This is a genomic window from Pseudoduganella sp. R-32 (genome assembly GCF_049913245.1).
Taxonomy (GTDB): Bacteria; Pseudomonadota; Gammaproteobacteria; order Burkholderiales; family Burkholderiaceae_D; genus Rugamonas.
In genome coordinates this window covers 1,067,650-1,083,513 of record NZ_CP183987.1, presented here as the reverse complement: position 1 = coordinate 1,083,513, position 15,864 = coordinate 1,067,650, and the positions used below count along the sequence as shown (strand labels likewise).

Annotated in this window: 12 protein-coding genes; 3 read left to right on the top strand and 9 right to left on the bottom strand. The window is 62.5% G+C overall.

The genetic code is table 11. The features are described 5' to 3' along the window. Positions 1-34: 34 nt before the first annotated feature. Positions 35-2,164 (top strand): ricin-type beta-trefoil lectin domain protein, encoded by a 2,130-nt coding sequence (locus ACN9MU_RS05085; RefSeq protein WP_426344264.1) that lies wholly within the window; start codon positions 35-37, stop codon positions 2,162-2,164. A gap of 159 nt (positions 2,165-2,323) precedes the next feature. On the opposite strand, the gene ACN9MU_RS05080 is transcribed toward ACN9MU_RS05085, so the two are convergent. The 4 genes from ACN9MU_RS05080 to ACN9MU_RS05065 all read right to left on the bottom strand — a co-directional run bounded on the left by ACN9MU_RS05080 (position 2,324) and on the right by ACN9MU_RS05065 (position 7,902). Next, a complete protein-coding gene (locus ACN9MU_RS05080) occupies positions 2,324-4,402 on the bottom strand; it encodes a putative bifunctional diguanylate cyclase/phosphodiesterase (RefSeq protein WP_426344263.1) in 2,079 nt (692 codons plus the stop codon). Between the two features lie 84 nt (positions 4,403-4,486). Next, positions 4,487-6,565 carry a putative bifunctional diguanylate cyclase/phosphodiesterase gene (locus ACN9MU_RS05075; RefSeq protein WP_426167997.1) on the bottom strand — a complete coding sequence of 693 codons (2,079 nt, stop codon included), beginning with the start codon at positions 6,563-6,565 and terminating at the stop codon, positions 4,487-4,489. A 9-nt stretch (positions 6,566-6,574) separates the two neighbouring features. After that, positions 6,575-7,486 (bottom strand): DUF2145 domain-containing protein, encoded by a 912-nt coding sequence (locus ACN9MU_RS05070; protein ID WP_426336895.1) that lies wholly within the window; start codon positions 7,484-7,486, stop codon positions 6,575-6,577. Beyond that, positions 7,453-7,902: a hypothetical protein gene (locus ACN9MU_RS05065; RefSeq protein ID WP_426336894.1), complete on the bottom strand. Its 450-nt coding sequence runs from the start codon at positions 7,900-7,902 to the stop codon at positions 7,453-7,455. The genes ACN9MU_RS05070 and ACN9MU_RS05065 overlap by 34 nt, the downstream gene beginning before the upstream one ends. A 204-nt stretch (positions 7,903-8,106) precedes the next feature. Here ACN9MU_RS05065 and ACN9MU_RS05060 point away from each other — a divergent pair, with 204 nt between their 5' ends. Beyond that, the gene (locus ACN9MU_RS05060; protein ID WP_426344262.1) at positions 8,107-9,132 is read left to right on the top strand and encodes a hypothetical protein; all 1,026 of its coding nucleotides are present in this window, start codon (positions 8,107-8,109) and stop codon (positions 9,130-9,132) included. A 10-nt stretch (positions 9,133-9,142) separates the two neighbouring features. Then, entirely contained in the window at positions 9,143-9,760 is a 618-nt protein-coding gene (locus ACN9MU_RS05055) for a hypothetical protein (RefSeq protein ID WP_426336893.1), read from the top strand. A 116-nt stretch (positions 9,761-9,876) separates the two neighbouring features. Here ACN9MU_RS05055 and ACN9MU_RS05050 read toward each other — a convergent pair whose 3' ends face one another. The 5 genes from ACN9MU_RS05050 to ACN9MU_RS05030 form a co-directional block, all read right to left on the bottom strand. Continuing rightward, complete coding sequence (locus ACN9MU_RS05050; protein ID WP_426336892.1) at positions 9,877-10,740, bottom strand: CPBP family intramembrane glutamic endopeptidase; 864 nt, start codon at positions 10,738-10,740, stop codon at positions 9,877-9,879. A gap of 12 nt (positions 10,741-10,752) precedes the next feature. Beyond that, on the bottom strand, positions 10,753-11,529 hold the full coding sequence (locus ACN9MU_RS05045; protein WP_426167985.1) for an enoyl-CoA hydratase: 777 nt from the start codon (positions 11,527-11,529) through the stop codon (positions 10,753-10,755). A gap of 140 nt (positions 11,530-11,669) precedes the next feature. Next, positions 11,670-12,866, bottom strand: coding sequence for an acetyl-CoA C-acyltransferase (locus ACN9MU_RS05040; protein ID WP_426167983.1), 1,197 nt, complete (start codon positions 12,864-12,866; stop codon positions 11,670-11,672). A gap of 26 nt (positions 12,867-12,892) precedes the next feature. Further along, positions 12,893-13,390, bottom strand: coding sequence for a PaaI family thioesterase (locus ACN9MU_RS05035; RefSeq protein WP_426167981.1), 498 nt, complete (start codon positions 13,388-13,390; stop codon positions 12,893-12,895). A gap of 6 nt (positions 13,391-13,396) precedes the next feature. Beyond that, positions 13,397-15,793: a 3-hydroxyacyl-CoA dehydrogenase/enoyl-CoA hydratase family protein gene (locus tag ACN9MU_RS05030; RefSeq protein ID WP_426167979.1), complete on the bottom strand. Its 2,397-nt coding sequence runs from the start codon at positions 15,791-15,793 to the stop codon at positions 13,397-13,399. Between the last annotated feature and the right edge of the window lie 71 nt (positions 15,794-15,864).

Here is a 15,864-nt window from a genome sequence, read left to right as displayed (position 1 = left end):
TTCCGGTTCAGGGCACTCACTTTTCGGAGGCAGAATGAAGCTGGCAGGCGTCATCGTTTCTCTCCTGCTCGGGATGCAGGCGTTGCACGCTGCGGACCTTGGCCTGGGCATCCGCACGCAATACGACGTAGCCATGGACACCCCGCTCAATCGCATCCAGGTACTGGGCGCGCATAATGCGTGGAACGACAGCGGCGCCACCTGGGCCAACCAGCGCTGGCCGATGAACCAGTTGCTCAATTCGGGCATCCGCAACGTCGACCTGGACCTGCACATGAATAATGGCGAGGTTCAGCTGTGCCACCAGGACTGTGCGGCGATCTACGGCGCTCCGGACAATTATCCCAATGAGTTGTGGAAGATTCGCAACTGGCTTGACGCGAATCCGAAGGCAATCGTCTTTGTCGACCTGGAGGATCGTGCCAACAACCAGGCCGGCGTGGTGGGTCCCTTGACAGCAGTCTTCGGAAACCTGCTGTACAAGCCCTCCGACAAGCCGGCCAACCGCTGGGAAACGCCGCGCGAAATGATCGCCCGCGGCAAGCGGGTGATCGTCAAGTCTGCCAACAATACCTACGATGGCGCCGTGGTCTGGCAAGGCCCATTGTTCGCCACCGGCGCTGCGGGCGGCTGGAACAGCCGGCAAGTCAAGTACGTCAACACCGCCAACTGCACAGTGGACGGCTTGCCGGTCGAGCAAGACAAGATCTACGCGGTCTCCGACTCCAAGCTGGGCAAAGACGTATTGCCCGATTCCTGGGTCGACGAAACCGGCACCATCGACGCTTCCAACATCCCCGCCCTGATGCGCTGCGGCGTGGACAACGTCGATGCGGACCGCTGGGACGAAGGCATGATCGCCTCCGCCATCTGGTCCTGGGCCGATGGCGAACCGAACGACTATAACAATGAAGACTGCGCGCAAATGCGCGGCGACGGGCGCTGGAACGATGCCGCTTGCACCGCGGCGCTGCGCTTCGCCTGCCAGAGCAAGGCCCTGCCGGACGACTGGCGCGTTACGCCTGCGGCCGGTCCCTGGCAGGGCGGCAAGCAGGCTTGCGTCGCGGCTTTCGGCAGCGGCTTCGCGTTTTCCGTTCCCGCCAACGCGTACATGAATGAACGCCTGCGCCTGGCGGCCGGCGCCAATCCGGTCTGGCTCAATTACTCGGACCAGGCGGAGGAAGGCAAATGGGAAAAATATGACGATGCGCCAACGCGCTGGGACACCGGCGCCTACGGGAATAACGCCGACCTCGCGCAAACCTTGCGCCTGCCCGGTGCCGGCGCAGTGCGCGTCAACGTCAGCGGCCTGCTGGGCGCCGGCGATGTGCTGCGCATTTACGACAGCAACCGCCGCCTGCTGCAAAGCTTCAGCGGAACGCTTGCCCAATCGCTGGTTGTCGCCGACAACGGCGTCATCGCGCAACTGGTCTCCGACGGCGCCGGCACGTCCAGCGGAGCAAGCGTCAGCATCGAAGCGCTTGCCACAAGCTGGAGCAGCGGCGCCTACGGCAATAACGAAGACCGCTCCCAGTGGCTGACTATCCCCGGCGCAGCCGCGCTGAAAGTCTACGTCAACGGCGGCACCGATGCGAACCGGGACTTCATCCACGTATATGACCGCAATGGAGAGCTGGTGAAATCGCTGTCCGGCGCCATCGCCACCAGCTTCATGGTCAACGGCGGCAGCGCGCGCATCCGCCTGGTGTCGGATGGTTCCGTCACTGGGGTGGGCGTGATTGCCAGCGTCAAGCCTGGCGGCGCCTATGTGTTCCGCAAGCTGGTCGACGGCCGTGGCAAGTGCATGGACATCGAGGGCAACAACATGGTCAACGGCACGCCGGTCCACCACTGGAGCTGCCAGGGCCAGGTCACGCAACTGTGGTACGAGGACCCGGATGGCCTGCTGCGCAGCAAGAACAACCCCGACAAATGCGTCGACGTCTACGCCTTCGGTACCGGCAACGGGGCCAGGCTGGTCGTCTGGGACTGCAACGACAAGGCCAACCAGCGTTTCTCCTGGTCCGGCCAGACCCTGCGCCCTGGCCACGCCCCTGGCAAGGCAATCGACGTCAAAGACGCCTGGTGGGTTTCATTCGATGGCCAGGACCTGCACCTGTGGGACTACCAGGAAAGCTGGGGCCAGTCCTGGCACTGGGAATGATTAGAAGGTGAACCAGGCCGGCTGCAGGCCTTCCTTTGCCATGCGCTCAGGGTCGACGATCGGCCCAAAGCGCTGCAGCCGCCCTTGGGCCTCCGCGTCCAAGGCCATTCGCCTTGGTGCCGGCGTTGCGATTGCGCCGGGTCGGTTTCCAGCCGGGCCTCATGCGACCCTCCTTTCGGTTGCCAGGAAGTCCGTTGCGGCGTAGACGGCCAATGGACGGGCGAAGTAATAGCCCTGCAGGAGATGGCAGCCGAGCTTGCGCAACTGCGTCGCCTGGCTCGCATCTTCCACCCCTTCGGCCACGATCTCAAGGCCAAGGTTGCGCGCCAGGCCGACCGCGGTGGCGCAGATCTCCAGGTCCTTGGCCGACTTGCCGATATCGCGCACAAAGCTGCGGTCAAGCTTGAAGGCATGCACCGGCAGCAGCTTCAGGTAGCCGAGCGAGGAATAGCCTGTGCCGAAATCGTCAATCGACAGGCGCACGCCCAGCCTGCGCAAAGCCTCCAGCCGTTCAATCGAGCGTTGCGGGTCCTGCATCAGCACGGACTCCGTGATTTCGAGTTCCAGATCGGCGCCCCACAGGCCGGCGCGCTGCAAGGCCGCCTGCACGGTATCGCCAAGATCGGACAGCAGCAACTGCTGCGCCGACAGGTTGACCGCCACGCGAATATCGATGAAACCGTTTTCACGCCAGCTCGCCAATTGCCGGCAGGCGGCATCGATCACCCACGACCCAATGGCGGCAATCGCGCCGGTCGCTTCGGCCAGCGGGATGAACTTGTCCGGCATGACCAGCCCGAGCGAAGGATGATGCCAGCGGATCAGCGCTTCCATGCACACCACGCGCCCGGAGGCGGCACATATCTGCGGCTGGTAATGCAGGACGAACTGCTCCTTTTCAAGCGCGTCCTTCAATTCGTTTTCCAGGCCGATGCGCTCGCTCAGCGTCTGCTGCAGCGAAGGGTGGAACACGCGCAGGTTGCCCGGCCCGGCGTCGCGCGCCTGGTGCAAGGCCAGCGCGGCCGAAGCCAGGAGATCCTCCGCCGACGAAGCATGGTCGGGATAGACAGCCACGCCGGCGCTGAAGGTCATGTTCAGTACCGTGCCGGGAATGCTGAATGGCGGCTTGACTGCGGCCAGTATTTCTTCCACTTCGCGCTCGATGCCAGCCACAGTCTTGTGGCCCGCAATGCCGACGACAAAGCGCGCGCTTCCCAGGCGCGCCACCAGCCCGCCTTTGCTGCAGTCCTGGCGCAGGCGCTGCGCCACTTCGACCAGCAATTGATTGCCGGCCTCGTATCCGCGGGTGCCGTTGATGATCGCCAGCCGGTCCAGGTCAAGCAGCAGCACCGCCATCCTGGTCAGGTTCGATTCACTCTGGATGAACATGGCGCGCAGCTTTTCCAGCGCACCCGCGCGATTCGGCAGACGCGTCAGCGCATCGTTGGTCAGCGCATGCTCGAAGCGCAGGCTGGAAAGCTTATGGCTTTCGACTTCGCGTTCCAGCGCGGCGCTGATACGAATCTTCTCGGTCATGCTCCGCGCGGCCTCCCACCGCACCAGCAGCAAGTACGAAGCAGCGAGGAACAGGAAGCCGAAGCCGCTCAGGTAAGGCAGTTGCAGCTTGCCCGCGTCGGTTGCGCCGCCCATGGCGGTCGTCACTACGATCAGCGCCACGGAAAGCCATACCACGCGATTGGAGAAGCGCGCGCGCTCGCGCCGGGCGCGGATGCAGAAGGCCGCGGCATACAGGGCGGCTCCCAGCGACAACAGCCGGTTGACGGTATAAGCCGGAGTCGTCTCACCGGCGAGGAGAAATGCCTGTTCACCCCAGGGCAGTTTGCAGGGCGCCTCGGCAGCAAGGGAAGCGAAGCGGTAGCCAAATGGCGAGATGAAATTGTCCGCCACCAGGAGCAGCGTCACGCCCGCGACAAAATAACTAAGGAAGAAGGCCCGCTTGCGGTCGTCGAGTGCGGCAATCAGGTACCAGATCTGCGGCACCAGCAATAGCGAAAACAGGTTGACCCACTTGTGGGCGGCAATCGCCGCCGCCAGGTCGGACGCCAGCTGCTGCCGCAGATTCGCATACTGGAACAAGGCAAACGTGAAGCAAATCACGGCGAAGACCCAGCAAGCCCGCACGTAGGAACTGCTGCGCGCCAGCAAAGCCGCCTGGAATGAACACATTGCTAGCGCTCCCACGGATATCAGGTAGAGCGAAGCAATGGGTGCGTCCATATCGATCCTCGTTCATTTCTTCTTTGCAATGCACGTTATTTTAAACGAAAGCAAATTGAACAAGTTACTTTTCGATTTGCCAGCTTATGCAGCAGCTTCCATCCGGTCCATCAGGTAATTGGTCGCCGCATGCGCCGCGAGCGGGCGCGCAAAGTAATAGCCCTGCAGCAGGTTGCAGCCCAGTTGGCGAAGCTGGTCGGCCTGCACCGCATCTTCCACGCCTTCGGCAACGATTTCCAGGCCGAGGTTGCGCGCCAGGCCGACAGCCGTGGCGCAGATCTCGAGATCCTTTTCGCTGGTGCCGATATCGCGCACGAAACTGCGATCAAGCTTGAAGGAGTGCACCGGCAGCATCTTCAGGTAGCCGAGCGAGGAATAGCCGGTGCCGAAGTCGTCGATTGACAGCCGCACACCCAGCCTGCGCAGGGACTCCAGTTTTTCGATGGAGCGCTGCGGGTCCTGCATCAGCACCGACTCGGTGATTTCGAGTTCAAGGTCTTCACCCATCAGCCCCGCGCGCCGTAAGGCTGCCTGCACGTTGTCGCCAAGATCGCTTAGCAGCAGCTGCTGTGCCGACAGGTTGACCGCCATCCGCACGTCGCCGAAGCCCAGCGCCCGCCAATTCTGCAATTGCTGGCAGGCGCTTTCAATCACCCACGCGCCAATCGCCGCAATCGTACCCGTCGCCTCGGCCAGTGGAATGAACTTGTCCGGCATGACCAGGCCCAGCTCCGGGTGCTGCCAGCGGATCAGCGCTTCCATGCCCAGCACCCGTTCAGTAACGGCGCAGACCTGCGGCTGGTAGTGCAGGAAAAGCTCGCCGTTCTCGAGTGCTTCCTTCAGCTCATTTTCAAGGCCGATGCGCTCACTCAGCGACTGCTGCAGCGAAGGGTGGAACACGCGCAGATTGCCCGGCCCCAGGTCGCGTGCCTCGTGCAGCGCCAGGCCTGCCGACGCCAGCAAGTCTTCCGCCGAATTGGCATGATCCGGATAGATCGCCACGCCGGCACTGAACGTCATGTTCAGTACGGTGTCCGCCACGGTGAATGGCGGCTTGATCGCTGCCATGATGCCCTCCACTTCGCGCTCGATCCCTGCCAGGGTCTTGTGGCCCGCAATGCCAACCGCGAAGCGCGCGCTGCCCAGCCTTGCCACCAGCCTGCGCTTGCCACAATGTTCGCGCAGCCGCTGCGCCACCTCGATCAACACCTGGTTGCCTATCTCGTAGCCGCGCGTACCGTTGATGATCGCCAACCGGTCCAGGTCAAGCAGCAGCACAGCCGTCCTGGTCAGGCTGGATTCGCTCCAGACGAACATGGCGCGCAGCTTTTCCAGCGCGCCCTCGCGATTCGGCAACCGTGTCAGTTCATCATTGGTCAGGGCGCGCTCGATGCGCCTGCTGGAAAGCTTGTGGTTCTCCAATTCGCGCTCCAGCGCGGCACTGATGCGGATCTTCTCGGTCAGGCGCTGGGTCGCTTCACGCCTGACCAGCAGCAGGTAGGAGGCAGCCAGGAACAGGAATCCGAAACCGCTCAAATACGGCATTCGCAGCATGCCGGTGTCGGTCGCACCTCCCAGCGCCGTCGTCACCACCACCAGCGCGGCGGAACTCCACACCAGCCGGTTTGAAAAACGCGCCTTCTGGCGTTGCACGCGGATGCAGTAGACGACTGCGAACGCCGTCGCCCCCAGCGACAGCAAGCGGCTGACCGTATAGGCAGCCGTTGTTTCACCGAACAGCAGGAATGCATGTCCGCCCCACACCAGCTCGATGGGCGCTTCGGTCTCCAGCGCAGAAAAGCGGTAGCCATAAGGCACCATGAAATTGTCCACCGCCAGTATGGCCGAGATGAAGGCAATGCCGTAGGTAAGGCGGAATGCGTTCCGGCTTGGGTCGAGCGAGGCGACCAGGTAGCAGAACTGCGGCGCCAGCAGGATCGAAAAGAAGTTGACCCATTTGTGCGCCGCGATGGCTTCCGCCAATCCCGGAGCAAGCTGCTGCTGCACGTTCGCGTACTGGAAACAGGCAAAGGACAGGCAGATGGCCGCAAACGCCCAGCACGCGCGCCCGTAGGAGCTGTTGCGCGCCACCAGGGCCGACTGGAATGCCGACATTGCCAGCGCCCCTGCGGAGATCAGGTAAAGCGAAGCAATCGTATTCATATGACCTTGTCAGTGACTGTTTTCAAAAGCGATTACCTCGTCGCCAGGCTGCGCTTCGCAGCCTGCGCCCATTGGTTCCCAACCACGCCGGATCACGATATGGTTCGGGTTATAGCAAAGCTCGAGGCGGCGCGCTTGCGGCGACTCGCGATGAACAAAATGTTCAATCGACGAAGGCATGCTGACGCGCATGGTCTGCGCGCGCAGGTCTTCGTCGGGATGGTCCTGCACATGCACCAGCGGCACGAAATGTGCGGCAATCACCAGCGTGCGGCCTACGGCGACCGGCTCCGCCTGGTAACCGCGTTCGCGCAGCCAGCTTTGCGCGTCTTCGCGCCGGGGAGCGGCTGCGCCCCAGGCGCTTGCCATCAGCTCTACGAGCCACTGGTTGCAGTTTTGATAGCGCGTGCTGTAGGCATACGCATTGGCGCTGTACTCCCCTGCCAGCAGCGACAGCGGCGTTTGCGCATCCAGTGCCGCCGCCTGCAGCGTCCTGGCCTGCTCGTCCGGCAGAAGCACCAGCGACAGGTGGCCGTACGCCGGTTCTTCCGCGCCGAGCACGAAGCCGGCCATGCCCTGGTCGAAGATGCGTGGGCGCTTTTCGTCGCAGGCATAGTAAAGCTGGCGCACCGACCAGGGGCTGTTCGGATTGTCTTTCAACGCCAGGCCGGCGTGCGAGTAACGCAGGCCGAGGCGCGCCAGGTCAAGGCCGGCGCGCGAAACGACGGCGGCCGTGGCGCCCGAGCGTTCCAGTTCATCCTTCACCACGGCTGCAAAACGCAGCACGTGGTCCTGCGCCGTCGCCGTGACTTTCGCGGGACGGTCGCAGAACATCATTCCGCCCGCCTGCGCTGCGGCATTCCAGCCGAGCGCCAGGCAGGCAGCGATCAGATGGCGTGCGAGCGCAGTTCGCGTTGCCATGCTTCGTCCAGGGCAAGGAAGAAGGCCTGCTGCGTATCGGCATATGCGAATTCGTAGCCGTATGGACGCTCGTTGACCTGCACCAGTGCGCCGGCTGGCAGTGCGCGTTCTGCCAGGGCGGCTTTCGGCACGGTCAGGAAGAATTCATTGCCCTGGCCTTGCAGCTTCAGGCGCGTGGCACCCGGCTTGCCCGGCGCTTCTGCAACGTCGATGACGCGGTACTGGCCAGCGGCCACTTTCCTGTCGTCCCCGCTGGAGCTCTTGCTGGAGCCGCCGATCGAATCGGACACGCTGCCCGAGGACTCGGAACCGGCACTCGATGCGGACGAAGCGGAACTGCCGGCGTAGGCAGGGATGGCGATGGCGGCGGCCAGAACGGACAGGACAGCGGCGCGGCGCAGGACTTGCATGGACATTGACAGGTCTCCGGTTGAAAAGTCGCTTGCATTATACGCGGCACCGCATGGCTGTACGACACGACTTTGGACCTGTTGTTACAATACTTGTTTGCTTTTTTTGCAATTTGTAGAGCCATGTCGAAACTTGTATCGCCAGTCGCTATAGACCTTCTCACGAAAGAGCTTGCGCATGAAATCAGGGGACAGCGCAGGATGATTGCCATGCGCTTGCACAGCGCCTTCCTGTACATGGTGGAAGCACTGGAGACCTATCGTGAACACTGGGAGGAAGCGGCCGCCATTACCTACCAGGCGGCAGCGGAAGTGGGCTGGAATCCGCCGCCTGCCAAGTGGCTCCGTTCACGGCCCATCGTGTTTGACGCGGGGCTGTGGAACGACTTTTCCGACAGTTTGCGCCTGCATGCCATTCCAGGCGAAGCGGCGCAGTCCGACCAAGCGGACGAATGGGTCTGGTGGAAGGAATCGATGCAAGGCCTGCCCGTCACCAGTGGTCTCAAGCTGCGACCCGGCCGCGAGCGTCGCGCGGCTTCGCATGACTTCACCCACGGGACCACAGGCAACGGGGAAGCGTTTGCCGCCGCCCTGCGCGAACATTGCGGCGCTGTCTTGTCCCTTCCCACGCTGATCGCCAACGGCGACAAGGCCGGTATCGAAGACTTTCTCGCGCGCGTGCTGCCGGCGATCTGGCCTGAAGTGGCTGAAGCAATCCGCGCGTCGCAAGACAGGCAACTGGTCGACGACCTGCTCGAGGAGCACGAGAGCATGCTCATTTGGCTGGCCCATATGGAGATCATGTTCGACGCTATTCCACCCGCCATGTACGCCTATATCGCGGGCGCTGGAGGCGGCACGCTGATGCTGGAACTGCGGCTGTTGCTGCCCCTCCTGCTGCTTTCCACTGGGCGGGTGGTCGACAACATCATCTTCGAAATCGGAGAACGCCTTGAAGCGTCGCTGACCGGCGGGCACGACGGCCTGGCATTTGACTGGGCGCCTGAAGTCTTCGCCGAGTCGCTGATCCAGTTCACGCGTGCTGCAGATGAAGTGCACAAGATCGGCGCCCTTCGCACCGAGGGACGGGAAGATGACCTGGAGTTGCCGCCCACGTCGCGCTCCAACCTGGCGACGCTGAAAGCAGCAATCCACAAAGACAAATCATGCCGCCGCTGCGGAAGCCTGGACCACAGGACGTCAGGTCCCCAAGTCGGTACTGTCGATTACGAATAACGAGCACACAATGAGCAACTTCGAAAAAGAGTATTACTTCATCAAGCGCGGCCACAGCGATTCCCTGCCAACGCCGCGCCCCTTCCACGAAACGGAAGAACTCGAATACGAAACCAAGCCCTTGCCGCCCGGCTCTCCCCCGCTTGCCTTCTACAATATTTCAAAGCAGTGGGCTCGCCGGTTGGGCCATCCATCGCTGGCGGTGCCACCCGATGTGATGTTCGAATTCGATAACCTGCTGGTGCGCAAGCCGGTACGGGATGCATTGCTGGGACAAGGCGTCAGCCGGATCTTCACGCACCCTGCGCAGTATGTCCACGACGACAAAACGCTGCACGATTACTGGTACGTAGGATTCACGGCGAAGTTCGCTTGCCTGGACTGGGAACTGTCGGAGATCATGAGTGGGGACGACGAGGTTGACAGGGGATTAGGCTCCAGCCCGCCCGACGTCACGACCTTCCGCTTCAACACGCAGTTGATGGCAAGTACGCCAATCAACGAGCGCCTGCTCTTCGTCATTGATGGTTGCTTCTCGCCCGGCGTCGTGTGCCACAAAAGCCTGCTACCGCTGTTCCATGGCTTTGAAAACTGCGGTACGCGCGCAACCTTGGTGGAAGAATATTAAAAGGTAAGGCGCGCGCGAGATCGCGGTCCAGGAACCTTTGGCTTCCGACTGCCAACGGCCATTCATCGCGAATTAGATCAAGTGCTTGCCGTCAGGCGCTTCTCCTGAGACTTTTCTCAGCCAGCGCGCGGATACGTGAATGCTACGAAATGCACCAGGTTTAACACGAAGTGGGCCGCAATCGGAATCTCGATGCGCTTTGTCCTTGAATACAGCACCGCGTAACCCAGTCCGGCCAGGCTGGCGAGCACACCAAACTGCCAGCCGCCGCCCAGGTGCGCAGCGCCGAACACCAGGCCGGAAACGACGACGGCAATGGCATCGCCGTAGCGTGCGAGCTGTTCCTGGATGACGCCACGGAAGAATGCCTCCTCCGCCACGCAGACAAACAGCAGGTTGATGGCGGCGAACAGCGGCAGGAATGGCGACAGCTTGAAATCCGGATGCACGAATCCAATCGCCCAGCCTATGCTTAGCACTCCGCACAACAGCCCCGCAACCACCGGTACTTGCGACTTCGATGCGACGGCAAAATCCCGCCAGGAACTGGCGCGGCGGCAGAACAACGCGAGCAGCACCAGCCCGACCACGCCTTTGTCGAAGTTCGCATACAAGGTGTAAGGCGCCGAGTGCGCCGACAGCCGGACATCTTTCAGGAGCAGCGGATTGTCGTAGCCGGGAACGGCGTGCATTGCAAGCGCAAGTGCCAGCACCAGCGTCAATATCGTCAACAGCGCCCGCACAGCGGACTTGCCATGGCGGGTTGCCAGCCAGGCGAAAGCCAGCAAAGCGGCGATGCTGGCCAGGGCGATGGGGCGCAACACGCCCGCCGCCAGGCCGGCGCCGGTCGCCAGTGCGAGCAAAACCAGCCAGAGATTGCGCAAGAAAGCCGGCCGCTCGCTATGCGTGACCGCGAGGCCGGTGCTTGCAATCGAAAGGCCCAGCAAGCCGAATGGCAGCCAGGCAGGCGCGGAAATCAATTGTGGCTCCGATCAGGCGAACTTCGAGAAGTCCGGTTTGCGCTTTTCGAAGAAGGCAGTGAAGGCTTCCTTGGCTTCGGCGCCGGTCAGCATGGCGCCGAACTGGGCGCTTTCCACGTCGATGTGGGCTTTCAGCGCTTCGCGGCCGGCCTTCATCAGGCGCTTGGTCTGGCGGATCGATTCGGCTGGCAGCGCGACCAGCTTGGCGGCTTGCGCTTGAGCGTGGGCCAGCACCTGGTCTGCTGGCAGCAGCTTGGAGATCAGGCCCATGTCGTAGGCTTCCTGGGCGCTGAACGGTTCGCCCAACATCAGCTTTTCCGCCGCGCGGGCGTGGCCGCCGTTGGCCGGCAGCAGCATGCTGGAGCCGAATTCAGGGCATAGGCCCAGTGCTGCGAACGGCACCGAGAACTTGGCGTTGTCGGCGGCGTACACCAGGTCGCAGTGCATCAGCATCGTGGTGCCGATGCCGATGGCTGCGCCATTCACGGCCGCTACGACCGGCTTGGTGCTGTTGAACAGGGCTTTCATGAACTGGATCACGGGACGGTCGGTGAATGCCACGCCGTCGTTGGCGGTGGTGGTCATGGCGAAGTCGACCAGGTCGTTGCCGGCGGTGAAGATCTCCGGCTTACCGGTGATCAGGATGGCGCGTACTTCAGCGTCACCCTCGGCGGCGTTGATGGTGTCGGCCATGGTCTGGTACATGGCGGAGGTGATCGCGTTCTTGCGGTCCACGCGGTCGAATTCGATGGTCAGGATGCCGTTGGCTTTGCTGGTCTGGATGGCCATTGTCGTTTGTCTCCTTTTAAACCGGTAAACCTGTGTCTGACCCGCAGGGGTCAGACACTGTCTTCTCGCCGGATTGTGGATGTGAAAAAGGGCGCTTGGTTTCCCGAAGCGCCCTGTTGCTTATCGCTTGCTTGCGCGGATTATACGCGCTCGATGATGCCTGCTGCGCCCATGCCGGCGCCCACGCACATCGTGACCATGCCGTACTTCAGCGAGTTGCGGCGCAGTGCGTGCACCACGGTCGCGGCGCGGATCGCGCCGGTTGCGCCCAGCGGGTGGCCCAGGGCGATTGCGCCGCCCATCGGGTTCACTTTGCTGGTGTCCAGGTTCAGGTCGCGGATCACGGCCAGGGCCTGGGCGGCGAACGCTTCGTTCAGTTCGATCCAGTCCAGCTGGTCCTGGGTGATACCGGCAGCTGCGCAAGCGGCTGGGATGGCGACCTTAGGACCGATGCCCATGATTTCCGGTGGCACGCCGCGAACAGCGAACGAGGAGAACTTGGCCAGCGGGGTCAGGTTGTGTTCTTTCAGGATCTTCTCGGAGACCACGATCAGCGCGCCGGCGCCGTCGGACATCTGCGAGGAGGTCGCGGCGGTCACGGTGCCCTTGGCGGCGAACACTGGCTTCAGCTTGGCCATGCCTTCCATGGAGGCGTCGGCGCGCGCGCCTTCGTCGGTGTCCACGGTGCGCTTGCCAACCTTGATCTCGCCGGTGCGCAGGTCAGGGGTGCGGGTGATGATTTCGACCGGGGTGGTCTCGTCCTTGAACAGGCCAGCCTGTTGTGCGGCGATCGCCTTGCGGTGCGATTCCAGGCCGAAGGCGTCCTGGTCTTCGCGGGAGATCTTCCACTGCTGCGCCACTTTCTCGGCGGTCAGGCCCATGCCGTAGGCCAGGCCCACGTTCTCGTCCTTGAAGGTGTCCATGTTGATCGATGGGTGGTGGCCCATCATCGGCACCATGGACATCGATTCCACGCCGCCGGCGATCATCACGTCGGCTTCGCCAACGCGGATGCGGTCGGCAGCCATGGCCAGGGCGGTGATGCCCGAAGCGCAGTAACGGTTGATGGTCACGCCGCCCACGGTGTTCGGCAGGCCTGCCAGCACCACGGAGTTACGGGCGATGTTGAAACCCTGCTCTGCTTCCGGGAAGGAGCAGCCGACGATCGCGTCGACGATCAGGGCCGGGTCCAGGTTAGGCACGGCAGCCATGGCGCCCTTGATGGCGGCGACCAGCAGGTCGTCCGGGCGGGTCTTGCTGAACATGCCGCGCGGTGCTTTACCGATCGGGGTGCGGGTTGCGGCGACGATGTATGCGTCTTGCAGTTGTTTGCTCATTTTAAGCTTTCCAGTATCTGTGTTCGTTAGCGTTTGGCGGAGAGGTACCAGTCCACCTGTACTTGTGCTGCCAGCGTGCCGTGTTCGTCGAAGATGTCGACGTTGACCGGGAACGCTACTTTTCCTTCATCCTTGAGCTGGGCGCGGATCGCGGCCAGGTCGCCCGGTACCTTGCCGGAGGCGCGCGTCGCGCCCTTGGCAACTTTCTGGTACTGGATGCGCGACTCCTTGGCGACCGGGCGCATGTCCATGATCAGGTCGGCGAAGCCGCCTGCCATGGCCGCGCCGGACGCCGTTTCGGCCAGCGTAAACAACGCGCCTGCATGCGGCGTGCCGAGGTGGTTGTGCAGCTTGCCGTCGTCCGGCATCGACACTTCGGCCGTTCCCGGGCCGATGCTGTCGATACGGATGCCGAGCAGGCGCACGAACGGCAGCGACTCCGTCATGTGCTTCTTGATTTGCTCATAGACCATGCTTGGTTTCACTCGCAACAGGATTTTGAAGGCCAGCGACAGGATGGACATTTGCTCTTAGTTGCGAACCGGCTTACCGGTCTGCAGCATGCCCATGATGCGCTCTTGCGACTTAGGATGGTTCAGCAATTCCAGGAAGGCCTTGCGTTCCATATCCAGCAGCCACTGCTCGCTCACTACGCTGCCTTGGTCGATGTCGCCACCGGACACGATCTCGGCGATCATGTCGCCCAGCTTGTAGTCGTGTGCGGAGATGAAGCCGCCATCGCGCATATTGACCAACTGGCCGCGGATGGTGCCCCAGCCGTAACGGCCGGTCACCGGCACTGGGCGCTGGATCGGAGCGCGGTAGCCTGCGTCAGCCATCGCACGGGCAGTGGTCTTCGCCACGTGCAGCAGCTCGTAGGCGTTGAACACGATGATGTCGTCTTCCTTCAGGTAGCCCATGGCCTTCGCTTCCAGCGCGGACTTGGATACGTTCGCGGTTGCAGCGTTGGTGAAGCCGGTCTTCAGGAATTGCAGGATGTCGTTGCCTTTGGCTTCGCGGGCAGCGCGTACTGCCGCTTCCTTCAGGCCGCCGCCGCCAGGGATCAGGCCAACGCCCACTTCCACCAGGCCGATGTACGATTCCAGTGCAGCCACGCGCTTCGATGCGTGCAGCATCATTTCGCAGCCGCCGCCCAGGGCGATACCGGCAACAGCCGCCACCACTGGCACGTTGGAATACTTCATCTTCATGAAGGTGTCTTGCAGCTCCTTGATGATCGGGTCGACCGCTTTCGCGCCGCCGGCCATGAAGGCTGGCAGGGCTTCCTGCAGGTCGGCGCCGGCCGAGAAGGCGCCGCCTTCGGCTGCGTCGGTGTTCCAGATCACCAGGCCCTTGAAGTTCTTCTCAGCTTCGGCCAGGCCGCGCTGGATGCCGCCGATCACGCCTTTGCCGATCACGTGCATCTTGGTCTTCAGCGACAGGATCAGGACGTCGTCGCCGGTGTGCCACAGCCGCACGGATTCGTCTTCGTGCACGGTCACGCCGGCAGTCTTGGGATCTGCACCGCCGCCGCCCACGACTGGAGCGCGGAATTCCTGGCGCTTGTACACAGCCAGTTCGGAACGCGGGGTGTAGGACTTGGTCGCTGGCGAGAACGAGCCTTCAGGGGTATGCACGCCCTGTTCGCCCACTTTGCCTTCGAAGACCCACGCTGGCAGCGGTGCATTGCACAGCGCCTTGCCGGCTTCGATGTCTTCCTTGACCCACTGTGCAACCTGGCCCCAGCCGGCTGCTTGCCAGGTTTCGAACGGACCAACGTTCCAGCCGAAGCCCCAGCGCATGGCGAAGTCGATGTCGCGTGCGTTGTCGGCGATCGATTCCAGGTGGATCGCGATGTAGTGGAAAGCGTCGCGGAAGATCGCCCACAGGAACTGGCCTTGCGGGTTGGTCGATTCGCGCAGTGCCTTCATCTTCTTGACCGGATCCTTTTCTTTCAGGATGCGGGCGATGATGTCGTCTGCCTTCTTGCCGCCGGCGACGTATTCACCAGTTGCTGCGTCCAGGCGCATGATGTCCTTGCCGACCTTCTTGTAGAAGCCGGCGCCGGATTTCTGGCCCAGGGCGCCCTTGGCGACCAGGCCGGACAGCACGGCAGGTGTCTTGTACAGCGCTGCGAACGGATCGTTCGGCAAGTTGTCTTCCATGGTCTTGATCACGTGGCCCATGGTGTCCAGGCCAACCACGTCGGCGGTACGGAAGGTACCGGACTTGGCGCGGCCCAGCTTGGCGCCGGTCAGGTCGTCGACCACGTCGACGGACAGGCCGAACTTCTCGGCTTCGTGGATGATGGCCAGGATGCCGAACACGCCAACGCGGTTAGCGATGAAGTTCGGGGTGTCCTTGGCGCGGACCACGCCCTTGCCCAGCACGGAAGTCATGAAGGTTTCCAGCTGGTCCAGGATTTCCGGCTTGGTGTCGGTGGTCGGGATCAGTTCCACCAGGTGCATGTAGCGCGGTGGGTTGAAGAAGTGCACGCCGCAGAAGCGCGCCTTCAGGTCAGCGTCGAAGCCTTCGGCCAGCTTGTTGATCGACAGGCCGGAGGTGTTGGATGCGAAGATTGCGTTTTGCGAAATGTGCGGAGCAACTTTCTTGTACAGGTCATGCTTCCAGTCCATGCGCTCGGCGATCGCTTCGATGATCAGGTCGCAGCCGGCCAGCAGGTCCAGGTTGTCTTCGTAGTTGGCGATCTGCACCAGTTCTGCGTCGGCCTTGTCGCCGAAAGGAGCCGGGGACAGCTTCTTCAGGCCTTCGATGGCCTTGATGCCGATACCGTTCTTGTTGCCTTCCTTGGCTGGCAGGTCGAACAGGACGACTGGTACTTTAGCGTTGACGCAGTGGGCAGCGATCTGCGCGCCCATCACGCCGGCGCCCAGCACCGCTACTTTTTTCACGTTGAAGTTGCTCATATATATCCTTTGGTTGGTATTTCCGTTGCTATGCCATGGGGGCTGGCTTTCTACAGCAAAACCGGCAAACC